Annotated in this window: 21 protein-coding genes and 2 tRNA genes; 2 read left to right on the top strand and 21 right to left on the bottom strand. The window is 65.2% G+C overall.

The features are described from left to right. From FHD67_RS17545 to rlmB, 19 genes are all read right to left on the bottom strand, one after another. Nucleotides 1-293, bottom strand: a 293-nt coding sequence (locus tag FHD67_RS17545; RefSeq protein WP_246071312.1) for a GTP-binding protein, incomplete at its 3' end; no start/stop codon positions are given. A gap of 61 nt (nt 294-354) precedes the next feature. Further along, nucleotides 355-2,478, bottom strand: coding sequence for an elongation factor G (fusA, locus tag FHD67_RS17550; protein WP_045981370.1), 2,124 nt, complete (start codon nt 2,476-2,478; stop codon nt 355-357). Between the two features lie 18 nt (nt 2,479-2,496). Then, complete coding sequence (gene rpsG, locus FHD67_RS17555; RefSeq protein WP_042252807.1) at nt 2,497-2,967, bottom strand: 30S ribosomal protein S7; 471 nt, start codon at nt 2,965-2,967, stop codon at nt 2,497-2,499. Nucleotides 2,968-2,979: 12 nt separating this feature from the next. Then, on the bottom strand, nt 2,980-3,351 hold the full coding sequence (gene rpsL, locus FHD67_RS17560; RefSeq protein ID WP_042252808.1) for a 30S ribosomal protein S12: 372 nt from the start codon (nt 3,349-3,351) through the stop codon (nt 2,980-2,982). Between the two features lie 256 nt (nt 3,352-3,607). Continuing rightward, nucleotides 3,608-4,423, bottom strand: coding sequence for a glycosyltransferase (locus FHD67_RS17565; RefSeq protein WP_139599499.1), 816 nt, complete (start codon nt 4,421-4,423; stop codon nt 3,608-3,610). Further along, nucleotides 4,423-5,361 (bottom strand): DMT family transporter, encoded by a 939-nt coding sequence (locus FHD67_RS17570; protein WP_139599500.1) that lies wholly within the window; start codon nt 5,359-5,361, stop codon nt 4,423-4,425. The genes FHD67_RS17565 and FHD67_RS17570 overlap by 1 nt, the downstream gene beginning before the upstream one ends. A gap of 46 nt (nt 5,362-5,407) precedes the next feature. Continuing rightward, nucleotides 5,408-5,779 carry a hypothetical protein gene (locus tag FHD67_RS17575; RefSeq protein WP_139599501.1) on the bottom strand — a complete coding sequence of 124 codons (372 nt, stop codon included), beginning with the start codon at nt 5,777-5,779 and terminating at the stop codon, nt 5,408-5,410. A 114-nt stretch (nt 5,780-5,893) separates the two neighbouring features. Continuing rightward, nucleotides 5,894-10,132, bottom strand: a complete 4,239-nt coding sequence (gene rpoC / locus FHD67_RS17580; RefSeq protein WP_045981373.1) for a DNA-directed RNA polymerase subunit beta' — start codon at nt 10,130-10,132, stop codon at nt 5,894-5,896. A 52-nt stretch (nt 10,133-10,184) separates the two neighbouring features. Further along, on the bottom strand, nt 10,185-14,330 hold the full coding sequence (gene rpoB / locus FHD67_RS17585) for a DNA-directed RNA polymerase subunit beta (RefSeq protein WP_046001340.1): 4,146 nt from the start codon (nt 14,328-14,330) through the stop codon (nt 10,185-10,187). Nucleotides 14,331-14,558: 228 nt separating this feature from the next. Then, entirely contained in the window at nt 14,559-14,930 is a 372-nt protein-coding gene (gene rplL / locus FHD67_RS17590) for a 50S ribosomal protein L7/L12 (RefSeq protein WP_042249114.1), read from the bottom strand. Nucleotides 14,931-14,995: 65 nt separating this feature from the next. Further along, nucleotides 14,996-15,511 carry a 50S ribosomal protein L10 gene (gene rplJ, locus FHD67_RS17595; RefSeq protein ID WP_045981375.1) on the bottom strand — a complete coding sequence of 172 codons (516 nt, stop codon included), beginning with the start codon at nt 15,509-15,511 and terminating at the stop codon, nt 14,996-14,998. A 236-nt stretch (nt 15,512-15,747) separates the two neighbouring features. After that, a complete protein-coding gene (gene rplA / locus FHD67_RS17600; protein ID WP_046001339.1) occupies nt 15,748-16,446 on the bottom strand; it encodes a 50S ribosomal protein L1 in 699 nt (232 codons plus the stop codon). 2 nt (nt 16,447-16,448) lie between these two features. Beyond that, a complete protein-coding gene (gene rplK, locus FHD67_RS17605) occupies nt 16,449-16,901 on the bottom strand; it encodes a 50S ribosomal protein L11 (RefSeq protein WP_045981377.1) in 453 nt (150 codons plus the stop codon). Between the two features lie 76 nt (nt 16,902-16,977). Next, entirely contained in the window at nt 16,978-17,514 is a 537-nt protein-coding gene (nusG, locus tag FHD67_RS17610; RefSeq protein WP_045981378.1) for a transcription termination/antitermination protein NusG, read from the bottom strand. Between the two features lie 173 nt (nt 17,515-17,687). Next, nucleotides 17,688-17,882 (bottom strand): preprotein translocase subunit SecE, encoded by a 195-nt coding sequence (gene secE / locus FHD67_RS17615; protein WP_042249102.1) that lies wholly within the window; start codon nt 17,880-17,882, stop codon nt 17,688-17,690. Between the two features lie 97 nt (nt 17,883-17,979). After that, nucleotides 17,980-18,055 (bottom strand) — tRNA-Trp (locus tag FHD67_RS17620). 55 nt (nt 18,056-18,110) lie between these two features. After that, nucleotides 18,111-18,542, bottom strand: a complete 432-nt coding sequence (locus FHD67_RS17625; RefSeq protein ID WP_046001338.1) for a CoA-binding protein — start codon at nt 18,540-18,542, stop codon at nt 18,111-18,113. A gap of 206 nt (nt 18,543-18,748) precedes the next feature. Beyond that, a complete protein-coding gene (locus FHD67_RS17630; RefSeq protein WP_045981380.1) occupies nt 18,749-19,150 on the bottom strand; it encodes a YHS domain-containing (seleno)protein in 402 nt (133 codons plus the stop codon). An 89-nt stretch (nt 19,151-19,239) separates the two neighbouring features. Next, entirely contained in the window at nt 19,240-20,043 is an 804-nt protein-coding gene (rlmB, locus tag FHD67_RS17635) for a 23S rRNA (guanosine(2251)-2'-O)-methyltransferase RlmB (RefSeq protein WP_139599502.1), read from the bottom strand. Between the two features lie 124 nt (nt 20,044-20,167). Here rlmB and FHD67_RS17640 point away from each other — a divergent pair. Together FHD67_RS17640 and FHD67_RS17645 are read left to right on the top strand one after the other, a co-directional pair. Beyond that, nucleotides 20,168-20,251 (top strand) — tRNA-Tyr (locus tag FHD67_RS17640). A gap of 116 nt (nt 20,252-20,367) precedes the next feature. Continuing rightward, nucleotides 20,368-21,369, top strand: coding sequence for a hypothetical protein (locus tag FHD67_RS17645; RefSeq protein ID WP_139599503.1), 1,002 nt, complete (start codon nt 20,368-20,370; stop codon nt 21,367-21,369). Here FHD67_RS17645 and FHD67_RS17650 read toward each other — a convergent pair. Beyond that, on the bottom strand, nt 21,366-21,602 hold the full coding sequence (locus FHD67_RS17650) for a DUF3253 domain-containing protein (protein WP_139599504.1): 237 nt from the start codon (nt 21,600-21,602) through the stop codon (nt 21,366-21,368). The two genes, FHD67_RS17645 and FHD67_RS17650, sit on opposite strands and share 4 nt — an antisense overlap. After that, entirely contained in the window at nt 21,599-24,496 is a 2,898-nt protein-coding gene (gene ileS, locus FHD67_RS17655; protein ID WP_139599505.1) for an isoleucine--tRNA ligase, read from the bottom strand. Before ileS ends, FHD67_RS17650 begins: the two co-directional genes overlap by 4 nt. Nucleotides 24,497-24,555: the final 59 nt, after the last annotated feature.

The following is a 24,555-nucleotide window of genomic DNA, read 5'->3' on the forward strand; positions in this document are numbered from 1 at the left end:
ATCGCGCCGTCCATCTGGGCGGCACCGGTGATCATGTTCTTGACGTAGTCGGCGTGGCCCGGGCAGTCGACATGCGCATAGTGGCGCGTCTCGGATTCGTATTCCACGTGCGCGGTCGAGATCGTGATCCCGCGGGCCTTCTCTTCGGGCGCGCCGTCGATCTGGTCATAGGCGCGGAATTCGCCGAAGTACTTCGTGATGGCCGCCGTCAGCGTCGTCTTGCCGTGGTCAACGTGGCCGATCGTGCCGATGTTGACGTGCGGTTTGTTCCGTTCAAACTTTGCCTTTGCCATGGAATGGCTCCTTGTTCTTCAATGCTTGTAAAGTGGCGGGGCGTGACGCCCCGCCGCAAGATCAGGCGTATTTCTTCTGAATCTCGTCCGAGATGTTCTGCGGAACGGCCTCGTAGTGGTCGAACTGCATCGAGAACACAGCACGGCCGGACGACATCGAACGCAGGTTGTTGATGTAGCCGAACATGTTGGCCAGCGGCACGAAGGCGTCGATGACGTTCGCGTTGCCGCGGCTGTCCTGCCCCCGGACCATGCCACGACGGCTGGTCAGATCGCCGATGATCGAACCGGTATACTCTTCCGGCGTGACGACCTCGACCTTCATGATCGGCTCCAGCAGCTTGGCGCCGGCCTTGCGCAGGCCCTCGCGCATCGCGGCGCGGGCCGCGATCTCGAACGCCAGGACCGAGGAGTCGACGTCGTGGAACGCACCGTCCGTCAGCGCGACCTTGAAGTCGATGACCGGGAAGCCTGCCAGCGGACCCGAGTCCATGACGGACTTGATGCCCTTCTCGACGCCGGGGATGTATTCCTTCGGCACCGCACCGCCCACGATCTTCGATTCGAACGAATAGCCTTCGCCCGGCTCGGTCGGGGTGATGGTCAGCTTGATGCGGGCGAACTGGCCCGTACCACCGGTCTGCTTCTTGTGCGTGTAGTCGATGTCTGCCGACTGCGAGATGGTCTCGCGATAGGCCACCTGCGGCGCACCGATGTTCGCCTCGACCTTGAACTCGCGCTTCATGCGGTCGACCAGGATGTCGAGGTGAAGTTCGCCCATGCCCTTCATGATCGTCTGGCCCGATTCAAGATCGGTTTCCACACGGAAGGACGGGTCTTCCGCCGACAGGCGCTGAAGGGCCAGGCCCATCTTCTCCTGGTCGGCCTTCGACTTGGGCTCGACGGCGATCTCGATCACCGGCTCGGGGAAGGTCATGGTCTCGAGGACCACCGGCTTGGCCGGATCGCACAGGGTGTCGCCCGTGGTGGTGTCCTTCAGACCGGCCAGCGCGATGATGTCGCCTGCAAAGGCCTCCTCGATCTCCTCGCGGTTGATCGAGTGCATCATCATCATGCGGCCGACGCGCTCGCGCTTGCCCTTGGTGGCGTTCAGCAGCTGATCGCCCTTCTTCATCACGCCCGAATAGATGCGCGTGAAGGTCAGCGAGCCGACGAACGGGTCGTTCATGATCTTGAACGCCAGGCCCGAGAAGGGCATCGCATCGTCCGCACGGCGTTCAATGTTGCGCGTCTCGGTCTCGTCGCCCGGGGTGAAGCCCATGTAGGCCGGCACGTCCAGCGGGTTCGGCAGGAAGTCGATGACCGCGTTCAGCAGGGGCTGCACGCCCTTGTTCTTGAACGCCGAACCTGCGGTGACGGGGAAGAACGACAGCGACAGCGTGCCCTTGCGGATCAGCGCGCGCAGCGTCTCCTCGTCGGGCTCGTTGCCCTCCAGGTAGGCTTCCATGGCGGCGTCGTCCATCTCGACGGCCAGCTCGATCATGTTCGAGCGCCACTCGTCGGCCAGGTCCTTCAGCTCGTCACGGATGGGCTTGCGGACCCAGGACGCGCCCAGATCTTCGCCTTCCCACACCCACTCTTCCATCTTGATCAGGTCGACGATGCCTTCCAGCTTGTCCTCCGCGCCGATCGGCAGGGCGATCGGGCAAGGGATGCCGCCGGTGCGGTCCTTGATCATCCGGACGCAGTTGAAGAAGTCCGCGCCGATCTTGTCCATCTTGTTGACGAACACGATCCGCGGAACCTTGTAGCGGTCGGCCTGGCGCCACACGGTCTCGGTCTGCGGCTCGACGCCGGCGTTGGCGTCCAGCAGACAGATCGCGCCGTCCAGAACCGCCAGCGAACGCTCGACCTCGATGGTGAAGTCCACGTGGCCGGGGGTGTCGATGATGTTGAAGCGGTACTTCGTGTCCGAAGTCCCCTCGGTGGTGGGGTCTTCCTGACGCTGCCAGAACGTGGTGGTCGCGGCAGACGTGATCGTGATGCCGCGCTCCTGCTCTTGCTCCATCCAGTCCATGGTCGCAGCGCCGTCATGCACTTCGCCGATCTTGTGCGACTTGCCGGTGTAGTAAAGGATGCGCTCGGTCGTCGTCGTCTTGCCGGCATCGATGTGGGCCATGATGCCGAAGTTGCGATAACGCGGAAGCTGATATTCGCGTGCCATGAAGTGGATCCTTTCGCCTTACCAGCGGTAGTGGCTGAACGCCTTGTTGGCGTCGGCCATCTTGTGCGTGTCTTCGCGCTTCTTGACGGCGGTTCCGCGGCCGTTGACGGCATCGGACAGCTCGCCCGCAAGGCGCTCTTCCATCGTGTTCTCGTTGCGCTTGGCCGCGGCCGTGATCAGCCAGCGGATGGCCAGCGCCTCGCGGCGGATCGGACGGACTTCGACCGGAACCTGGTACGTGGCACCACCGACGCGGCGCGAACGCACCTCGACGGACGGCTTCACGTTTTCCAGCGCCTCGTGGAAGACCTCGATGGGCTCGCGCTTGAGGCGGGTCTCGACGCGCTCCAGCGCGTTGTAGACGATCCGCTCGGCAATCGACTTCTTGCCGTCAACCATCAGGTTGTTCATGAATTTGGTCAGCACACGATCGCCATACTTGGCGTCGGGCAGGACATCGCGCTTCTCAGCGGCGTGACGACGTGACATGGATGCCTCTCCTTACTTCGGACGCTTCGCGCCGTATTTCGAACGACGCTGACGACGGTCTTTGACGCCCTGGGTATCCAGCACACCGCGCAGGATGTGGTAACGGACACCCGGAAGGTCTTTGACGCGGCCGCCGCGGATCAGCACGACGCTGTGTTCCTGCAGGTTGTGCTTTTCGCCCGGGATGTAGGAGATGACCTCGAAGCCATTCGTCAGGCGGACCTTGGCCACCTTACGCATAGCGGAGTTCGGCTTCTTCGGCGTCGTGGTGTAGACGCGCGTGCAGACACCGCGTTTTTGCGGGCAGCCCTGAAGGTGCATGGATTTAGACCGCTGCACTCTCGGCTGCCGCGGCTTGCGGATCAGCTGTTGGATCGTCGGCATTCGGTTCCCCGTCTTGCTCTGTCAATACTCGCAACCCACCGGTTGCGCCGCTTCTCGACGGCATCCTGCGCGAATCGCAAAATGCCAAGCCCGTCCCGCCCATAAAGGGCTGACGGGCATAATTCCAGAGGATCGAGGCTGTTCTGCCCGGACCCTGACCTCACAGGTTCTGGCACCCGATGCGGTTTCCCGCCGGGTCGCGTGTTCATAGGGGGAATCCCCGCCCCTGTCAACAAGCCCCCATGGCCCCCGCGGCCTAGCCCAGGCTGCGCGCCAGCGCGGCCAGATCCGCCCGGCGCAGGCCGAAACGGCTGCGCAGCAGCCTGTTCATCGTGCCTTCCTCGGGCTGCCAGGGCAGGCCCGGCCCCATGTCGCCGGAATCGCTGTCGGCATGGATCGAGCGGATGAACATCAGGGGTCGCGTCACCTGAACCCCCGGCATCCACTGCGCCAGCTTGGTGTGGTTGAAATGGAGCGCCGTCCGCGGCGCGTCGGGCGCCAGGAAGATGGTCAGCGCCACCCCCATGTTGTGACAGATCCGCGGGGTGATCTTCAGCTGACCGTCGCGCGCCGCGATGATCAGGCCGCGCCCATAGTCCAGCGACAGCTTGCCCTCGGCCTGCCATAGCGGGCTGACGCGCGCGAAATCGGCGCGCGCGCGGGCGATGTAATCGACCGCCACCGCGTCGTCGTCGTCATGGCGGAAATGACCGATCACCTGCGCATCCGGGTCCAGATGCGGCGCCACCGCCGCGTGACAGGCCTCCAGGTGGTAGTCCATCGCCGGCACCAGCGACAGGCGCAGCTGCGGCACCCGGTCGCACAGGTCGCGCAGCTGGCCCAGCCAGGGTTCGGGCAGGTCCGGCCCGGTCATGATCACCAGCGTGAAGTCTGGATCGGTCTGCGCCAGCCAACCCGGCAGGGCCACGGTCTGGAACCACAGCCAGCGCCGGGCCAGCCGGTCGGGATCGTACAGATAGGCACGGCGCGCCGCGATGCTGTCATGTTCGACCTGATAGCCGCGCAGTCCCAGATAGGAAAAGCGGCACAGTCCCAGCATCTGCACCCGCATCAGCGCCGCCGTCCCAGTTGAGCCTCGCGCCAGATGGTATAGATGCCCGCCCCCACGACAAGGGCCGATCCGACCCAGGTCCAGAGGTCCGGCCAATCGCCGAAGATCACCAGTCCCAGAAAGATGGCCATCAGCAGCGAGGTATAGCGGAAGGGCGACACGGCCGCGATCTCTCCGACGCGCATGGCGGCCACGGCGCACAGGTAACCGACGGTCAGAAAGGCGCTGCCCAAGGCCAGCAGGGCAAGGTGCCACAGCTGCGGCATCACCCAGCCCTGACCCAGGCTGAGAACGAACCCGGTCAGCGTGACCAGCACCGCGCCATAGAACGCGATGGTGTTCGAACTGACGTCGCGCCCGAACTGGCGCGTCGACAGGTCACGCACCGCGACCAGCAGCATCGCCCCAAGCGCGACCAGCGACCAGATGCCGAAAGTGCCGCTGCCGGGGCGCAGGATGATCAGCACACCCAGCATGCCCACCCCCACCGCCAGGATGCGCCGCCAGCCCAGGGTCTCCTTGAAGAACAGCGCCGCCCCCAGCATCACCACCAGCGGCAGCGACTGCATCACCGCCGTCAGGTCGCCGATGGCCATGCGCTGCAGCGCGTTCAGGAACAGCAGGGTCGAGCCGATCTCTCCGACCAGCCGCAGGACCATCGGCGCGCGGGCGGGGGCCGGAATGCGCAGGCGCAGGCCCCCCGCACGCTGCGCGAGGATCATCAGGGCCAGCAGCACGAACACCCCCCGCAGCGTGATCGCCTGGTACAGCGGAATGTCCTGGACCACGAACTTGATGATCGCGTCGTTGCAGGTGAACCCCATCATCGACAGCGTCATCAGCCCTGCCCCGCGCAGGTTATCGCCCGGTTGCAGCGGTTCTGGCCGGATCGAGGCGGGCCGCGTGCGGCGCAGCGGGGACATCAGGGGCGTAGACATGGCGGCTTTCCGGAACAGGATGGCGAGGGGGGCTTGCGGCGACGGGTCAGGCCACCGGAGGATCGCCGCTGTCGGCATCCTGCGCGGGGAGCCGCAACCGCCCTGCCCGTGCGGGACGTGGTGCGGGCACGGACGTCGGCTGCGCCCTGGACCAGTCGATCGACACTCGCGCATTGGCATTGCCAACGGCGACAGGATGCTGACGCGACAGGGCCCGATCGGCCTGAATGCCGACGCCGCCATCAGTGTCATGCGCGAAAGGTTTGACCATGCCGACGGTCCGACGACGCTGGCCCTTCCGCATCGTGAGGGGTTCGGAATGGCGGCCCATGCGGGCCTGGGCGTCTCCTGCCACGATCTGCAACCCGCCCTGCACCGGCAGGGGGAAACGGCACAGACCCAGGGCTTGCATGCGCATCACGGTTCCTTGAACGGCAGATGCAGTATGTGCAGCCCGCAAGGGCGGTCAACCCAAAAGACAAAGGCCCGGCACTGGGTGCCGGGCCTTTGCATCATCAGTCAGGCGTCGCGATCAATCGTCGCTGCCGTCCTGCGGCAGATCCACCGGATCGGCCGCGGGGGTGGCAAAGGACGGCTCGGGCGCGGCCAGGGCTGCGGCAGCCTCGGCCTCGGCGCGGCGTGCCTCGATCACCTCGGCGTCGCGTTCGGTCGCGATGCGGCGAACGCGCGTGGTCGCACCACCGGTGCCCGCCGGGATCAGGCGGCCCACGATGACGTTCTCCTTGAGACCGACCAGCTTGTCGCGCTTGCCTTGGACGGCAGCCTCGGTCAGCACGCGGGTCGTCTCCTGGAAGGAGGCGGCCGAGATGAAGCTGCGGGTCTGCAGGCTGGCCTTGGTGATGCCCAGCAGGACAGGCTCGCCCGTGGCGGGACGTCCGCCGCGTGCCTCGATCTTGGCGTTCTCCTCGACGAACTCGTCACGCTCGACGTTCTCGCCCTTCAGCAGCGTGGTGTCGCCGCCGTCCAGGATCTCGATCTTCTGCAGCATCTGGCGAACGATCACCTCAATATGCTTGTCGTTGATCTTCACGCCCTGCAGTCGATAGACGTCCTGCACCTCGTCGATGAGATAGTCGGCCAGGGCCTCGATCCCCATGATGCGCAGGATGTCATGCGGCGCAGGATTGCCGTCCATGATGTAGTCACCCTTCTGCACGAAGTCGCCTTCCTGCACCGGGATGTGCTTGCCTTTCGGCACCATGTACTCGACGGGGGTCAGACCCTCCTCGGACGGCTCCAGCGTGATGCGGCGCTTGTTCTTGTAGTCCTTGCCGAAGCGCACATAGCCGTCGATCTCGGCGATGATCGCGTGATCCTTGGGACGACGCGCCTCGAACAGTTCCGCCACGCGCGGCAGACCACCGGTGATGTCCTTGGTCCGCGCGCCTTCGCGCGGGATGCGGGCCACCACGTCGCCGGGCTTGATCTCCTGGCCGTCCTCGATCGACAGCACGGCATCCACCGACATCGGATAGCTGACCGGGTTGCCCTGGTCGTTGCGCACCGGTTCGCCGTTGGCGTCCATGATGATGATTTCGGGCTTGAGGTCATTGCCCTTGGGGGCCGACCGCCAGTCGGTCACGATCTTCTGGGTCATGCCCGTCGCATCGTCGGTCTCGTCGCGGACCGAGATCCCCGACAGCAGGTCGACGAACTTGGCGATGCCGCCCTTCTCCGCGATGATTGGCAGGGTATAGGGGTCCCATTCGAACAGCTTCGCGCCGCGGATGACCCGCTCGCCTTCCTTCACGAACAGCTTGGAGCCGTAGAAGAGCTTGTGGCTGGCGCGCTCCTGCCCCTGGTCGTCCATGACCAGGATCTGCATGTTGCGCGACATCACAACCTGCTCGCCATTGGCGTTTTCCAGGATGCTCTCGTTACGGAAGGCGATCGTGCCTTCGTGCGAGGCGGCCTGGAACGACTGCTGGCCACCCTGCGCGATGCCGCCGATGTGGAAGGTCCGCATCGTCAGCTGGGTGCCCGGTTCGCCGATCGACTGCGCGGCGATGATGCCGACAGCCTCGCCGATGTTGACCAGCGTGCCGCGGGCCAGATCGCGGCCATAGCACAGCGCGCAGATCCCGTCCTCGGATTCACAGGTCAGCGCCGAACGGATGCGCACGGACTGCACGCCCGCCGCCTCGATGGCGTCGGCCTTGCGTTCGTCGATCACCTCGTTGGCGCGGACGATGATCTCGTCCTCGCCCGGCACCAGCACGTCCTCGGCCGCGGTCCGGCCCAGCACGCGCTCGGCCAGCGGGCTGATGACCTCGCCGTCGTTCACGGCGGCGGATGCGGTGATCGCGCGCTCGGTTCCGCAGTCATGCTCGCGGATGATGCAGTCCTGGGCGACGTCGACCAGACGACGCGTCAGATAGCCCGAGTTCGCGGTCTTCAACGCGGTGTCCGACAGACCCTTCCGGGCGCCGTGGGTCGAGTTGAAGTATTCAAGAACGGTCAGACCTTCCTTGAAGTTCGAGATAATCGGCGTTTCGATGATCTCGCCCGACGGCTTGGCCATCAGGCCCCGCATGCCGCCCAGCTGCTTCATCTGGTTGACCGAACCCCGCGCACCGGAATGCGCCATCATGTACACCGAGTTCGGCTCCATCTCGGCGCCGTTCTCGTCGCGCTTGTTGGCCGAGATGGTGGACATCATGGCCTCGGTCACGCGGTCGTTGCACTTCGACCAGGCGTCAACGACCTTGTTGTACTTCTCGCCCTGGGTGATCAGGCCGTCCAGATACTGCTGTTCGAACTCCTTCACCTGCTCCTGGACCTCGCCGACGATGGTCCACTTGGTGTCGGGCACGACCATGTCGTCCTTGCCGAAGCTGATGCCGGCACGGAAGGCCTCGCGGAAGCCCAGACCCATGATCTGGTCGCAGAAGATCACCGATTCCTTCTGGCCGCAGTAGCGGTAGACGGTGTCGATGACGACCTGCACGTCCTTCTTGCGCAGCAGGCGGTTGACCAGCTCGAAGGGCGCCTTGGCGTTCAGCGGCAGCAGACCGCCAAGCCGCAGGCGGCCCGGGGTGGTCTCGAAACGCTTCCAGACCTCGTTGCCGTTCTGGTCGATCTGCTTCAGGCGCGCCTGGATCTTGGCGTGCAGATGCACCTCGCCGGCGGCCAGGGCATGCTCGACCTCGTCGATGTTGGCAAAGGCCATGCCCTCGCCCTTCATGCCGTCACGCTGCATCGAGACGTAGTACAGGCCCAGGATCATGTCCTGCGACGGCACGATGATCGGCGCGCCGTTGGCGGGCGACAGCACATTGTTCGTCGACATCATCAGGACGCGCGCTTCCAGCTGCGCCTCCAGCGACAGGGGCACGTGCACGGCCATCTGGTCGCCGTCGAAGTCGGCGTTGAAGGCCGAACAGACCAGCGGGTGCAGCTGGATCGCCTTGCCCTCGATCAGGATCGGCTCGAACGCCTGGATGCCAAGACGGTGCAGCGTGGGCGCACGGTTCAGCAGGACCGGGTGCTCGCGGATGACCTCGTCCAGGATGTCCCAGACCTCGGGGCGCTCCTTCTCGACCAGCTTCTTGGCCTGCTTGACGGTGCTGGACAGACCCTTCGCCTCAAGCCGCGAATAGATGAACGGCTTGAACAGCTCGAGCGCCATCTTTTTGGGCAAGCCGCACTGATGCAGCTTCAGCTCGGGGCCGGTCACGATGACCGAACGACCCGAGAAGTCGACGCGCTTGCCCAGAAGGTTCTGGCGGAAGCGGCCCTGCTTGCCCTTCAGCATGTCGGACAGCGACTTCAGCGGGCGACGGTTGTTGCCCGTGATGACGCGGCCGCGACGGCCGTTGTCGAACAGCGCATCGACCGATTCCTGCAGCATGCGCTTTTCGTTGCGCACGATGATGTCGGGCGCACGCAGCTCGATCAGCCGCTTGAGGCGGTTGTTGCGGTTGATGACGCGGCGATACAGGTCGTTCAGGTCCGACGTGGCGAACCGGCCGCCGTCCAGCGGGACCAGCGGGCGCAGTTCCGGCGGAATGACCGGGATCACGGTCAGGACCATCCATTCCGGACGGTTGCCCGATTCCAGGAAGCTCTCCACGATCTTCAGGCGCTTGATGATCTTCTTGGGCTTCAGCTCGCCGGTGGCGGCCTTCAGGTCCTCGCGCAGCTGGTCGGCGGTCGCCGCCAGGTCGATGTTCGACAGCATCGCACGGATGGCCTCGGCACCGATATCCGCCTGGAAGGCGTCGGCACCGAAGTTGTCCTGCGCGTCAAGGAACTCTTCCTCGGACAGCAGCTGGCCATAGGTCAGGTCGGTCAGACCCGGCTCGATAACGACATAGTTCTCGAAGTAGAGGATCCGCTCCAGATCGCGCAGCGTCATGTCCAGCATCAGGCCGATGCGCGACGGCAGCGACTTCAGGAACCAGATATGCGCGACCGGCGCGGCCAGCTCGATATGGCCCATCCGCTCGCGGCGGACCTTTTGCAGGGTCACCTCGACGCCGCATTTCTCGCAGACCAGGCCGCGATACTTCATGCGCTTGTACTTGCCGCACAGGCACTCATAGTCCTTGATCGGACCAAAGATGCGCGCGCAGAACAGGCCGTCACGCTCGGGTTTGAACGTGCGGTAGTTGATGGTCTCGGGCTTCTTCACCTCGCCGAAGGACCAGGCCAGAATTTCTTCGGGCGAGGCCAGCGAGATCTTGATTTCATTGAACTGCCGCGGCGGGGCCAGCGGGTTCAGGGGGTTGGTGGCGAGTTCCTGGTTCATTCTCAATTCCTAATGAAGGGCACGGAGGAAGGGGTGGTGAGGGCGCGGGCCCTCACTCCTCCTCGTCCGCATCCAGGAGTTCCATGTTGAGGCCCAGACCCCGGACCTCCTTGACCAGCACGTTGAACGATTCCGGCACGCCCGCCTCGAAGTTGTCCTCGCCCTTGACGATGGACTCGTAGACCTTCGTGCGGCCGGCGACGTCGTCCGACTTGACCGTCAGCATTTCCTGCAGCGTGTAGGCCGCGCCATAGGCTTCCAGGGCCCAGACCTCCATCTCGCCAAGACGCTGGCCGCCGAACTGGGCCTTGCCGCCCAGGGGCTGCTGCGTGACCAGCGAGTACGGACCCGTGGAACGCGCGTGCATCTTGTCGTCGACCAGGTGGTGCAGCTTCAGGACGTACTTCATGCCCACGGTGACCTTGCGGGCGAACTGTTCGCCCGAACGGCCATCGAACACCACCGACTGGCCCGACGTGTCGAACCCGGCACGGGTCAGCGCGTCGTTGACGTCGGCCTCCTTGGCGCCGTCGAAGACCGGCGTCGCGATCGGCACGCCCGTGCGGACGGTGCCCGCATGCTCGCGCAGGGTCTCGTCGTCCAGGCCATCGAACATCTCGGAATACAGCTCGTCGCCGTAACCGATGCGCATCGCCTCGCGGACCGGAGTCATGTCGCCGTTGCGGCGATACTCCTCCAGCGCCTCGTCGATCTTGAGGCCCAGGGCGCGGCTGGCCCAACCCATGTGGGTCTCCAGGATCTGACCCACGTTCATGCGCGACGGCACGCCCAAGGGGTTCAGAACCAGGTCGACGGGGGTGCCGTCCGCCAAGAACGGCATGTCCTCCATCGGGACGACCTTGGACACGACGCCCTTGTTGCCGTGACGACCGGCCATCTTGTCCCCCGCCTGAAGCTTGCGCTTCACGGCGACGAACACCTTGACCATCTTCATCACGCCCGGGGGCAGATCGTCGCCCTGACGAACCTTCTCGACCTTGTCCTCGAAGCGGGCTTCCAGCAGCTTCTTCTGGGTGTCGTACTGACCGTTCAGCGCCTCGACATCCTTGGCGATGTCCTCTTCGCTGACGGCCAGCTGCCACCACTGGCCGCGGGACATGGTGCCCAGCAGCTCTTCGGTGATCTCGGTTCCCGACTTGATGCCTTTCGGCCCCTTCAGGGCGGTCTTGCCCAGGATCAGGGTCTTCAGACGCGCATAGATGTTGCGGTCCAGGATGCCCTGTTCGTCGTCGCGGTCGCGCGCCAGACGCTCGACCTCCTCACGCTCGATCTGCAGGGCACGCTCGTCCTTGTCCACGCCGTGTCGGTTGAACACCCGGACCTCGACGATCGTGCCATAGGCACCCGGCGGCAGACGCAGCGACGTGTCGCGGACGTCGGACGCCTTCTCACCGAAGATGGCGCGCAGCAGCTTTTCTTCCGGCGTCATCGGGCTTTCGCCCTTGGGGGTGATCTTGCCCACCAGGATGTCGCCCGGTCCGCATTCGGCGCCGATATAGACGATGCCGGCTTCATCCAGGTTGCGCAGGGCTTCTTCGCCCACGTTCGGGATGTCGCGGGTGATCTCCTCCGGCCCCAGCTTGGTGTCGCGGGCCGCAACCTCGTATTCATCGATATGGATCGAGGTGAACACGTCATCGCGGTGGATCCGCTCGGAGATCAGGATCGAGTCCTCGTAGTTGTAGCCGTTCCACGGCATGAAGGCGACGACCACGTTCCGGCCGATCGCTAGTTCGCCTTGGTCGGTCGAGGGACCGTCCGCGATGACCTGGTTGGCCACGACCTTCTCTCCGACCTTCACCAGCGGGCGCTGGTTGATGGTCGAGGACTGGTTCGAACGCTTGAACTTGCGCAGACGATAGATGTCCACGCCCGCGTCGCCCGCGCCCATATCTTCGGTCGCCCGGACCACGATCCGCTGCGCATCGACCTGGTCGATGATGCCGCCACGGCGCGCCATGATCGCGGCGCCCGAATCGCGCGCCACGGTGGCTTCCATGCCGGTGCCCACGAACGGCGCCTCGGCGCGCAGCAGAGGCACGGCCTGACGCTGCATGTTCGAGCCCATCAGCGCGCGGTTGGCGTCGTCGTTCTCAAGGAACGGGATCAGCGCCGCCGCGACCGAAACCAGCTGCTTGGGCGACACGTCGATCAGGTCGACCGCATCGACCGGGTTCAGCATGAAGTCGCCCGACTGGCGGGTCGAGATCAGCTCGTCGGTGAAGTTGCCGTTCTCGTCCAGGGTCGCGTTGGCCTGCGCCACGGTGTGACGCATCTCCTCGGTCGCGGACATGTAGACGACGTCGTCGGTCACGTGACCGTCGACCACCTTGCGGTAGGGCGTCTCGATGAAGCCGTACTTGTTCACCCGTGCAAAGGTGGCAAGGCTGTTGATCAGGCCGATGTTCTGACCTTCCGGCGTCTCGATCGGGCACATCCGTCCGTAATGGGTCGGGTGGACGTCGCGGACCTCGAAGCCTGCGCGTTCGCGCGTCAGACCGCCCGGCCCCAGGGCCGACAGGCGACGCTTGTGCGTCACTTCGGACAGCGGGTTCGTCTGGTCCATGAACTGCGACAGCTGGCTGGAGCCGAAGAATTCACGCACCGCCGCCGCTGCCGGTTTCGCGTTGATCAGGTCCTGCGGCATGACGGTGTCGATCTCGACGCCGGACATGCGCTCACGGATGGCACGCTCCATGCGCAGCAGGCCGACGCGGTACTGGTTCTCCATCAGCTCGCCGACCGAACGCACCCGGCGGTTGCCCAGGTGGTCGATGTCGTCGATCTCGCCCTTGCCGTCGCGCAGTTCGACCAGGCCGCTGATGCAGGACACGATGTCCTCGTGGCGCAGCGTGCGCTGCGTGTCGGGGGCGTCCAGATCAAGGCGCATGTTCATCTTGACCCGGCCCACGGCGGACAGGTCGTAACGCTCGCTGTCGAAGAACAGCGAGTTGAACAGGTTCGACGCGGCCTCGACGGTGGGCGGCTCGCCCGGGCGCATGACGCGATAGATGTCCATCAGCGCGCCTTCGCGGCCCATGTTCTTGTCGGCTGCCATCGTGTTGCGGATGTAGGGACCCACGTTGACGTGGTCGATGTCCAGAACCGGCACGTCGGTGATGTCGTTGTCCAGCAGCACCTTCAGCAGGCCGCCGGTCATCTCGCCCTGCTTGTCGTATTCCGCGGTGATCTCGTCGCCGGCCTCGGCATAGATGAAGCCGGTCTGGTCGTTGACGATGTCCTTGGCGACGAAGCGGCCGACGATGCGCTCGAACGGGACGAACAGGTTCAGCTGCTCTTCGGATTCCAGCAGCTTCTTCACCAGGCGCGGGGTGACCTTCTCGCCGGCCTTCGTGATGACCTCGCCGGTATCGGCGTTCACCAGGTCATAGGCAGGCCGGGTGCCGCGCACGCGCTCGGGGAAGAACCGCGTCACCCAGCCCTGCTCGCGCCCCTCGCGGCGCAGGGAGTAGGTCACGGTCTCGTAGAACGCGTCCATGATCGCTTCCTGATCCATGCCCAGGGCATAGAGCAGCGTCGTCACCGGCAGCTTGCGGCGGCGGTCGATCCGGGCGAACACCAAATCCTTGGCGTCGAATTCGAAGTCCAGCCACGAGCCGCGATAGGGAATGATGCGGCAGGCGAACAGCAGCTTGCCCGAGGAATGGGTCTTGCCGCGGTCATGATCGAAGAACACGCCCGGGCTGCGGTGCATCTGGCTGACGACCACGCGCTCGGTGCCGTTCACGATGAACGTGCCGTTCGTCGTCATCAGGGGCATGTCGCCCATGAAGACGTCCTGTTCCTTGATGTCCTTGACGGATTTCGCCCCGGTGTTCTCGTCGACATCGAACACGATCAGACGCAGGGTGACCTTCAGCGGCGCGGCATAGGTCATGTCGCGCTGCTGGCACTCGTCCACGTCGTATTTCGGCTTCTCCAGCTCGTACTTGACGAACTCCAGCGTGGCCGTCTCGTTGAAGTCCTTGATCGGGAACACCGACTGGAACACGCCCTGGATGCCGTCACCATCGTTATGACCGCTGCCCTCGCCCGAGTTCAGGAACAGGTCATAGGAGGATTTCTGAACCTCGATCAGGTTCGGCATCTCCAGAACTTCACGGATGTTGCCATAATAGCGGCGGATCCGCTTTTGGCCGACATAAGCTTGCGCCATGGGGTCTTGTCACCTTTCGTCTTCGCGCGCGTCCGGGTCGGGGCCCCCGGAACGCACCTACGAATGCAGGGGTGAGGTTCCATTCGTGCCACGCGTCCCACCGCGCGGCTCCCGAACCTCGAACATGCCCTGAAGGAATGTCCGCCAGCCGGACCGCCCTTCAAGACAGGTTCGGCAGGGACCGGGAAACCCCGGACCCTGCCTGTCTTCAACCGATCAAAGGATCGATTACTTCAGCTCGACCTTGGCGCCGGCTGCTTCCAGCTTCTTCTTCACTTCTTCGGCGTCGGCCTTGGAAGCGCCTTCTTTGACCTTGCCGCCAGCTTCGACCAGGTCCTTGGCTTCTTTCAGGCCCAGACCGGTGATGCCGCGAACTTCCTTGATCACGTTGATCTTGTTAGCGCCGGCTTCGACCAGGACGACGTCGAATTCGGTCTTCTCTTCGGCGGCTTCTGCCGAAGCAGCGGGGCCAGCCATCATGACGGCGCCACCGGCAGCCGGCTCGATGCCGTACTCATCCTTCAGGATGGTCTTCAGTTCCTGGGCTTCCAGCAGGGTCAGGCCCACGATTTCTTCGGCGAGTTTCTTCAGATCAGCCATTTTTCCGTTCTTTCCAGTTAATGTTCCAACGTCGGGTCTTCAACCACCAGTCGGGAATAGGTTGCTTACGCAGCCTCACGTTCCTCGAGGGTCGTGAGGATGCTCGCGATGTTCGAAGCAGGCGCGCCAATGGCACCGGCGATGTTGGAGGCGGGCGCACCGAGGCACGACACGATCTGAGCGATCAGCTCATCACGCGACGGCATCGAGGCGACGGCTTTCACACCGGCCGGATCCAGGGCCGAACCACCCATCGCACCGCCCAGGATCACGAAACGATCGTTATCCTTGGCGTACTTGTCGGCGATCCGCGCAGCAGCGGTCGGATCCTCCGAATAGGTGATCACGGTCATGCCCGTCAGGTAGTCGGCGATGCTTGCGCAAGGCTTTCCTTCCAGGGCGATCTTGGCGAGCTTGTTCTTGGCAACGCGAACCGAACCACCCGCTTCGCGCATGCGCGCGCGGAGGTCCTGCATATGTGCAACCGTCATCCCCTCGTAGTGGGCAACCACCACGACGCCAGAGCTTTCGAAGATCTGGCCGAGTTCCTCGACCAGCTGTTCTTTCTGTGCTCTATCCACGGTTTCACTCCAAGTTGGGGGTTTCCCCCCGGCTCTCACTTTTCCCGGTCTCGAACGGGACCGGGTCGGGTCCGTTAGGGCAAGATCACCCGAAGGACTGGGCCTTCGGAAAAACGCTTCCCCATCTCAGGAAGGCAATTAAGCAAGGTTTCCCCCGCACCCTCCGTCTCGGACAGGACAGGGCCGCGTGCGGCCCCGCCATTCCCCGCCCTTGTCCGGCGGGGAAATTCCTGTGGTCAGTTCGCGGTCGCAGAGACCACGTCGATCGACACGCCCGGACCCATGGTCGAGCTGATCGAGACCTTTTTCATGTAGGTGCCCTTGGCACCCGTCGGCTTGGCGCGGCTGACCGCGTCCACGAAGGCGCGCAGGTTCTGGGCCAGCTTGTCCTCGTCGAACGAGACCTTGCCGATGCCGGCATGGACGACGCCCGCCTTCTCGGCCTTGAACTGGACCTCGCCGCCCTTGGCTGCTTCGACGGCCGATTTCACGTCCATCGTCACGGTGCCGACCTTGGGGTTCGGCATCAGGTTGCGCGGGCCCAGGATCTTGCCCAGACGGCCGACCAGCGGCATCATGTCCGGCGTCGCGATGCAACGGTCGAACTCGATCTTGCCGGACTGGATGGTCTCCATCAGGTCCTCGGCGCCGACGATATCCGCACCGGCGGCCTTGGCTTCGTCAGCCTTGGGGCCACGGGCGAACACGGCGACACGGACATCCTTGCCGGTTCCTGCGGGCAGGGTCACAACGCCGCGGACCATCTGGTCTGCGTGACGCGGGTCGACGCCCAGGTTCAGCGCGATCTCGACGGTCTCGTCGAACTTGGCCGAGGCCTGTGCCTTGACCAGCTTGACGGCGTCCTCGACGGTCAGGTTGGCCTTGCCTTCGAAGGCGGCGCGGGCGGCGGTCTTTTTCTTGGAAACGTTTGCCATGATCAGCCCCTCACCTCGATGCCGATCGACCGGGCGGAACCGACGATGATCTTCATCGCGGCATCCACGTCGTTCGCCGACAGGTCCTTCATCTTGGTCTCGGCGATCTCGCGGATCTGCTTGACCGTCACGGTGCCTGCAGTGGCACGGCCCGGCTTATCCGAACCCTTGGCGCGGTTGCGCTTGCCGACCGGCTTCAGGCCGGCTGCCTTCTTGAGCAGGAAGGACGCGGGCGGCGTCTTCGTCTCGAAGGTGAACGACTTGTCGGCATAATAGGTGATGACGACGGGCACGGGCGAACCCTGCTCCATCTCCTGGGTCTTGGCGTTGAACTCTTTGCAGAACGCCATGATATTGATGCCGCGCTGACCCAGGGCCGGGCCGACGGGGGGCGACGGGTTCGCTTGGCCCGCCTTGATCTGCAGCTTCAGGCTGCCAACAACTTTCTTGGCCATCTGGCCTTCTCCTTTGTCATCAAGCCCCGCACGGGGGCCGATTTAGCGGTGCGGCCTCACGGCCTCCCGCAGCCGATCACGAAGATTTCGAAACCTGCGTGAATTCCAGTTCGACCGGCGTCGGCCGGCCAAAGATCGACACCGTCACCTTGATGCGCGAGGAAATCTCGTCGATCTCCTCGACCATCCCCGAGAACCCTTCGAACGGGCCGTCGGTCACGCTGACCTTCTCGCCCACGTCAAAGCGGATCAGGTTGCGCGGCGCGGCGGGTGCGCCGTCGTCCGAGCGGTGCAGCATCATGTTCACTTCGTCGTCGCGCATCGGCATCGGTTTGCCCTGCGCGCCCAGAAAGCCGGTGACGCGGTTGATCGAGTTGACCAGGTGATAGGTCCGGTCCGACATCTCCATGTGCACCAGCACATAGCCGGGCATGAAGCGGCGCTCGGACGTCACCTTCTTGCCGCGACGGATCTCGATCACTTCCTCGGTCGGGACCAGGACCTCGTCGATCTGGTCGTCCAGGCCCTTCTCGGCGACGGACTGGCGAATCGCCTCGGCGACCTTCTTTTCGAAGTTCGACAGGACGCTGACCGAATACCAACGTTTTGCCATGTCTCGATCGACCCCTGCTCATCTTTCGGGAATCACGCGGACAGCGCGCCAACCCTTTGAATTCCATGTCGTCCGGAAATATGCAAATCGGCGCGCATGCGCATTCGATGCACGCCGTGTCCCGGACAGTCGGGGGGGAAATACCGCCCCCCGCCCGCAATTGCAAGCCCTGATCAGCCGCTGATCAGGCGCAGCCCCTGGGTCAGACCGGTGCGGATCGTCAGGTCGACCAGGAAGAAGAACAGGCTGGTGATCGAGGCGAAGATCAGGACCATGATGGTCGTGGTGATCACCTCGCGGCGCGTCGGCCAGGAAATCTTGGCAGCTTCGGCGCGGACCTGGTTGATGAACTGGACGGGATTGGCCACGGGCGGCTCCTTGGGCAAATGCGACCGCGGGTCTAGCCGGGCACGCCCGGCTTTTCAACCCTGATCGCGGTCAGGACGCAGGTCTGGCGGAAGGACCTGGCAGGGGCAGGGGGACTCGAACCCACGACCCTCGGTTTTGGAGACCGATGCTCTACCAACTGAGCTATACCCCTGAGGTCGGGCCTGATTAGTGCCACCCTGTCCGCCCGTCAAGCAGATATCGGACCGCTACAGATGGCGCGGAAACTCGATCTTGGGGCAGCGGTCCTGAACCACGGTGATGCCGCGTGCGCGGGCACGCTCGGCGGCCGCGTCGTCGCGCACGCCAAGCTGGGTCCAGATCACCTGCAGGTCGGGCAGATGCGCCAGCGCTTCGTCGACCACCTGCCCCACCGCGTCCGAGCGACGGAAGATGTCGACAAGCTGCACCCCTTCGGCAGCCGGGATGTCGGCCAGCGTCGCATAGACGCGCTCTCCAAGGATGGTCTGGCCGTCGTGACCGGGATTGACCGGGATGACGCGGATGCCCTGGGACTGCAGATAGCGGGCGACGCCCCAGCTGGGCCGCGCCTCGTTGGGGGACAGGCCCACCATCGCCACGACCTTGGTGTCGCGGGCGATGCGCGCGATGTCGTGATCCTCGTCCGTGTGGATGTCCATGATCGTCCCTCCTCCGGGCCGCAGCCGCAGGTTGCAGCCTCTCATAGAAAAAGCGCCCGGTCCATACGATGGCCGGGCGCAAGTCGCGGAACGAGGGACAGTGATCTGGACATGACCGTTCCGGGGTCATGCCATGAGGTGTAAATGGGCATCAGGCAGAAAAGTTCCACCCTGCTCACGCATTTGTGATTCTTGTGTCGCCAGCGTCAGCGCCACAGGCGCTGTGCCTCTGCCACGATCCCGGCGGGGTCACTGGACAGGCGCCGTTCCGCGGCACCTGATTCCAGCAGGTACAGCCTGCCCGCCACCACCGCGAAATGGCGCGGATCGCCCATCTGCGGGCGTCCGTCGACGATGGACACAGGGCACATCCCGTCCAGCGCCGGGGCAAAGGATCGCGGGTTGGCCTCGAACCGGGCGCGATTCTCTTCGGATGCGAAATGCCACAACTGGCCCTTCCACATCGTCGCGATGTCGCTGCGCCCCGGGGTCGGACGACCGGCCTGCGCATAGCCCACCGGGTCGAACCCGCCCACGGCCCAGTCCTGCGCCGCCGCGGGAAGCGCGGCCGCAAGGCTGATCAGCAGGCACAGGACAGAGGCTTTCATGACGACTCGACGGTTGCGGTCCGGTCTACTTGACAGCAGCCGGACCAAATCTCAACGCGCGTGACATAATCGTCGCAGGGATGTGATATTCAGGCACGCCCCGCGGCATACAGGGCCACGGCGGCGGCGTTCGACACGTTCAGCGACCCGAAATCGGCGGCAAAGGGAATCCGCGCGACATGGTCGCAGGTCTTTATCGTCAGCTCCCGCATGCCCGGCCCTTCGGCGCCCATCACCAGGCAGACCGCCCTGCCCGACAGGTCCGACATCAGGTCGGGCAATGATTCGGTGCCGGTGCCGTCCAGACCCACCAGGATGAAGCCCATGTTCTTCAGCTGGGTCAGCGCCTCGGCCAGGTTCGGCACGCGCAGATAGGGCTGGCGCTCCAGCGCGCCCGACGCCGTCTTGGCCAGGGCGCCCGTCTCGGGGGCGGAATGGCGATGCGGGGCAATGACCGCGCGCGCGCCGAACACCTCGGCCGAGCGCAGGATCGCGCCGACGTTGTGCGGGTCGGTCACCCGGTCCAGCGCGACCAGCAGCGGCCGCGTCTCTCCGGGAGCCTCGCGCAGCGCGACCTCGGACAGGCTGCCCCATTTCAGCGGCTTGACCTCCAGCGCGGCACCCTGGTGGACGCTTTCGGCGGCAAGTCCGACCGCCTTGTCGAAGATGCGCGGATCGGTGATCTCGGGCTGCATCCCGTGCAGATCGCCAAGCCGGGCCAGCGCATTCTGGGTGACCACCAGGCGCAGCTTCTGACGCACCGGGTTGGCCAGCGCGTCGCGGACCGCGTGCAGGCCGAACAGCCAGACCGTCTCGGCGGCGGCCGCGCGGCGGGCGCGTTCCTTGTCGATGACCCATGTGGGCTTCTTGGCGTTTCCGCTCTTGTCGGACATGCGCGGCCTCCTTTCCTTGTGGACCCTTCTCTGCGCGCAGGGCGCGCATCGCGCAAGCCCCGGAAATCCGCTTGACGCCCCCCGACGGGGCGGCTAATCACCCCGCACGCCGAAAGCGATCGGCGGGCGACGTGCTGCAAGGTGCGGCAGCGGACTGTAACTCCGCCGGGGAGACCCACGCCTGGTTCGATTCCAGGGTCGCCCACCACTTTCCCGACATTCCGGATGATCAAGTGGTGGCAGGGACCATCCTTGCGGTGGGGCTTTTGCTGTCCCCGCACAACCGCTAGGCTGAACCCGATCACGTTCAGCAAAGGATGTCGGGTGCCCCCCAGGAAACTTACGCAGCCCAATCTGCTGATCGTCGCCCAGGCCGGACGGCTGGAGTTCGAGGCCGTGATCCTCATGGCCAGCCTGCGCGCGCATGCCCCGGACTTCACGGGCACGGTGTTCATCGCCGAACCCACCCCCGACGGCGCCTGGAGCGGGCATGACACGGCCATTTCGGACCCGTGCCGCCAACTGCTGACCGATTTCGGCGCCATGATCGTGCCGTTCACCGCGCGCCATTTCGGCGCCTCCTATCCCCAGGGCAACAAGATCGAGGCCCTGTCGGTCCTGCCTGCGGGCAAGCCGTTCCTGTTTCTGGACACCGACACGCTGATCACCGGGCCGCTGGACCGGGTCCGCTTCGACTTCGCCCGGCCATCCGCCTCGATGCGGCGCGAGGGGACTTGGCCCAAGCCGCCGCTTTACGGCCCGGGCTATCACGGCATCTGGCAATCGCTTTACGACCGGTTCGGGCTGTCCTTCGCCCCCACGCTGGACCTGTCGCAGCCTGACGAACACTGGGAACGCTATCTGTACTTCAACGCGGGGTGGTTCTTCGGGTCCGACCCTGCAGAGTTCGGCCAGCGGTTCCTGGCCTGGGCGCTGGCCCTGCGCGACAGTCCGCATGACGCATTGGCCTGCCAGGTGATGGACCCGTGGCTGGACCAGGCGGTGCTGCCGCTGGTCATCCACAGCCTGGGCGGCGGGCGGCCCGGCCCTGCGCTGGACGGTCTGGACGGCGATGTGACCTGCCATTACCGCCGGCTGCCGCTCCTCTATGCCCGCGACCCCGAGGCCGTGATCACCGCGCTGGAGGACGCCGTCGCCGCCAGGGAGGTCAAGCGCGTGCTGCGGGAATGGGAGCCTGCGCGCAAGCTGATCTATCAGGACAAGGGGCGGCAGAAGGTGCGCCCGATCTTTGCCGACAGGCCGACCCCTGCCCCGGAAAAGATGATTCGCAACCAGTTGAAGGCACGGGGGTGGTGGCTGGTCTAGCGCCGCGCCAACCGGATCGGGCCGCGCGGATCGGGCCCCACGGGGCGCCCCTTCTGCAGGACGGCGATGTCCCCCTCCGCCGCCATCCGCAGCGCCAGACGCCGCAGCGGGTCCATCAGCGGGCGCCAGTCCTCGGACAGATCGCGTGCGATCCGGCTGGGGCAGCAGGTCGTGCCCGGCCGCAACCGGGCGACCTGCGCAAGGATCGCCCCGCGCAGGTCGTCATCGGTCATCCCAGAGCCGCGTCGCAGCGCGCGCAGACGCCCGGATGGGCATGCGTGCCGACATCGGGCAGGATCTTCCAGCACCGCTGGCACTTCTCGCCCTCGGCGGTCTCGAAGACGACGCCGATGCCCGGGGTCTCGGCCATGCGGAACGCCTCGGTGGGCGCGGGGTCCGCGGTCAGCGACAGGTCCGACGTGATGCACACATCCGCGAAGGCCACCGACTTCAGCGCGGCCAGCATCTGGGCATCCTCGACATGGACGACGGGCGCGGCCTCCAGGCTGGCGCCGATCGTCTTGTCGGTCCGCTTGACCTCCAGCGCGGCGGTGACCACACGGCGGGCGCGGCGGACATGCTCCCATTTGGCGGCCAGCGGCTCGTTCAGCCAGTCGGCCGGCGTCTGCGCGAAATCGTGCAGGTGCACGCTGTCATCCTCCGACGGGAAGCGCGACAGCCAGACGTCCTCCATGGTGAAGGGCAGGATCGGCGCCAGCCAGGTCACCAGCCGGTGGAACAGCAGGTCCAGCACCGTCCGCGCCGCCCGCCTGCGGTCGCTGTCCGTCGCGTCGCAATACAGCGCGTCCTTGCGCACGTCGAAATAGAAGGCCGACAGATCGACGGTGCAGAACTGGAACAGCGTCTGGAACACGCCCTGGAAATCGAACGCCGCATAGCCTTGGCGGACCTGGTGGTCCAGCTGCGCCAGCCGGTGCAGCATCCACTGCTCCAGCTCGGGCATCTGGGCGGGCTCGATGCGTTCGGCATCGTCGAACCCGGCCAGCGCCCCCAGCAGGAAGCGCAGCGTGTTGCGCAGGCGGCGATAGCTGTCGGCGGTGCCCTTCAGGATCTCGGGGCCGATCCGCTGGTCGGCGGTATAATCGGCCTGCGCCACCCACAGGCGCAGGATGTCGGCGCCGTATTGCTCGATCACTTTGGCGGGCACGATGGTGTTGCCAAGCGATTTGGACATCTTCATGCCCTTCTCGTCCAGCGTGAAGCCATGCGTGACCACGTTGCGATAGGGCGCGCGGCCCTTGGTGGCCGACGCCTGCAGCAGGGACGACTGGAACCAGCCGCGATGCTGGTCGGTGCCCTCCAGATAGACGTCGGCGATCCCGTCCGGCGCGCCATCCTCGCGGTCGCGCAGCACGAAGCTGTGGGTCGAGCCTGAATCGAACCACACGTCCAGCACGTCCATGACCTGGTCATAGGCCTCGGGGTCCGCGATCCCGTCCAGCATCCGCGCCTTGAAGCCCGCGCTGTACCAGACATCGGCACCATCCGCCTCGAAGGCCGCAACGATGCGGTCGTTCAGGCGCGCGTCGCGCAGCAGGAAGTCGTCGTCCGTGGGCTTGGCGCCCTTCTTGACGAAGCAGGTCAGTGGCACGCCCCAAGCCCGCTGGCGCGACAGCACCCAGTCGGGGCGGTTCTCGACCATGGAATGGATGCGGTTGCGCCCGGTCTTGGGCCACCACTTGACCAGCTGGTCGATCGAGGTCAGCGCCCGCGCCCGGATCGTGTCGCCATGCTGGCCCAGCCCGTCGTCCAAGGGCTTGTCGATGGCCGCGAACCATTGCGGCGTGTTGCGATAGATCAGCGGCGCCTTGGACCGCCAGCTGTGCGGATAGGAGTGCTTGATCTTGCCCTTGGCCAACAGCGCCCCGGCCCAGGCCAGCTGCTTGATGACGCTGACATTGGCGGGGCCGTCCTTGCCGTCGGGCGCCACGATCGCCTCGCCGCCGAAGATCGGCAGGTCCTTGCGATAGCTGCCGTCCGGCTCGACGTTGTAGGTCATCGGCAGCTTGAAGCGCAGGCCCAGCTGATAGTCGTCGTCGCCATGGCTGGGCGCGGTGTGGACGAAGCCCGTCCCCGCCTCGTCGGTGACATGATCACCGGGCAGCATGGGGATGTCGTAATCCCACTCGCCTGCTCCACCCTCGACCCCGCGCAGGGGGTGGGACAGGATCAGCCCGTCCAGATCGGCGGCGGTCACGTCCGCCGCGCGGGTGAAGCCCGTGACCTTGGCCTGCGCCATCACCCCCTCGGCCAGCGCATCAGCCAGCACCAGACGCTCTCCGGCGACGGCGGTCGAGCCTTCGGCCACGGCATCGACCTGATAGACGCCATAGGCGATCTGCGGGTTGAACGCGACGGCGCGGTTCTGCGGGATGGTCCAGGGGGTGGTGGTCCAGATGACGACCTTGGCGTTCGACAGGGCGCCCTGCCCCTGCACCCCGAACCGCACCCAGATCGTGTGGCTGGTGTGGTCGTGATACTCGACCTCGGCCTCGGCCAGGGCGGTCTTCTCCACCGGCGACCACATCACCGGCTTGGACCCCTGATACAGCGAGCCGTTCATCACCAGCTTCATGAACTCGGCCGCGATGACCGCCTCGGCGTGGAAATCCATCGTCAGATAGGGCCGGTCCCAGGCCCCGGTCACGCCCAGGCGCTTGAACTCCTCGCGCTGGATGTCGACCCATTCATCCGCAAAACGGCGGCATTCCTGGCGGAACTCGACCATGTCGACCGCGTCCTTGTCGCGGCCCTCCTTGCGGTACTTCTCCTCGATCTTCCATTCGATCGGCAGGCCGTGACAGTCCCAGCCCGGCACGTAGCGCGCATCGAAACCCATCATCTGGTGCGACCGCACGACGATGTCCTTGATGGTCTTGTTCAGCGCGTGGCCGATATGCAGATGCCCGTTGGCATAGGGCGGGCCGTCATGCAGGACGAACGGCTTGCGCCCCGCCGCGGTCGACCGCAGGCGGTCATAGACGCCGATGCGCGCCCACCGCTCCAGCCATTCGGGTTCGCGCGCGGGCAGGCCCGCACGCATCGGAAACTCGGTCTGGGGCAGAAAGACGGTATCGCGGTAATCGGGCTGCGTGGCGTCGGCCATCGGGGCGTTCCTTTGAGAGATGTTCGGACAAGACTGACCCGGCGGCGTGAAACCTCACG

The organism is Paracoccus haeundaensis (assembly GCF_006239215.1).
In the GTDB taxonomy this organism is placed as follows: domain Bacteria; phylum Pseudomonadota; class Alphaproteobacteria; order Rhodobacterales; family Rhodobacteraceae; genus Paracoccus; species Paracoccus marcusii.

Coding starts and splice junctions, on each gene's coding strand:
- FHD67_RS17650 (WP_139599504.1), bottom strand. CDS start 21,602: ATGACCGATGACGACCTGCGCGGGGCGATCCTTGCGCAGGTCGCCCGG.
- FHD67_RS17565 (WP_139599499.1), bottom strand. CDS start 4,423: ATGCGGGTGCAGATGCTGGGACTGTGCCGCTTTTCCTATCTGGGACTG.
- FHD67_RS17630 (WP_045981380.1), bottom strand. CDS start 19,150: ATGAAAGCCTCTGTCCTGTGCCTGCTGATCAGCCTTGCGGCCGCGCTT.
- rpoB (WP_046001340.1), bottom strand. CDS start 14,330: ATGGCGCAAGCTTATGTCGGCCAAAAGCGGATCCGCCGCTATTATGGC.
- rpsL (WP_042252808.1), bottom strand. CDS start 3,351: ATGCCGACGATCCAACAGCTGATCCGCAAGCCGCGGCAGCCGAGAGTG.
- FHD67_RS17570 (WP_139599500.1), bottom strand. CDS start 5,361: ATGTCTACGCCCCTGATGTCCCCGCTGCGCCGCACGCGGCCCGCCTCG.
- fusA (WP_045981370.1), bottom strand. CDS start 2,478: ATGGCACGCGAATATCAGCTTCCGCGTTATCGCAACTTCGGCATCATG.
- nusG (WP_045981378.1), bottom strand. CDS start 17,514: ATGGCAAAACGTTGGTATTCGGTCAGCGTCCTGTCGAACTTCGAAAAG.
- FHD67_RS17625 (WP_046001338.1), bottom strand. CDS start 18,542: ATGGACATCCACACGGACGAGGATCACGACATCGCGCGCATCGCCCGC.
- rplL (WP_042249114.1), bottom strand. CDS start 14,930: ATGGCTGATCTGAAGAAACTCGCCGAAGAAATCGTGGGCCTGACCCTG.
- rpsG (WP_042252807.1), bottom strand. CDS start 2,967: ATGTCACGTCGTCACGCCGCTGAGAAGCGCGATGTCCTGCCCGACGCC.
- rpoC (WP_045981373.1), bottom strand. CDS start 10,132: ATGAACCAGGAACTCGCCACCAACCCCCTGAACCCGCTGGCCCCGCCG.
- rplA (WP_046001339.1), bottom strand. CDS start 16,446: ATGGCAAACGTTTCCAAGAAAAAGACCGCCGCCCGCGCCGCCTTCGAA.
- rplK (WP_045981377.1), bottom strand. CDS start 16,901: ATGGCCAAGAAAGTTGTTGGCAGCCTGAAGCTGCAGATCAAGGCGGGC.
- FHD67_RS17575 (WP_139599501.1), bottom strand. CDS start 5,779: ATGCGCATGCAAGCCCTGGGTCTGTGCCGTTTCCCCCTGCCGGTGCAG.
- ileS (WP_139599505.1), bottom strand. CDS start 24,496: ATGGCCGACGCCACGCAGCCCGATTACCGCGATACCGTCTTTCTGCCC.
- rlmB (WP_139599502.1), bottom strand. CDS start 20,043: ATGTCCGACAAGAGCGGAAACGCCAAGAAGCCCACATGGGTCATCGAC.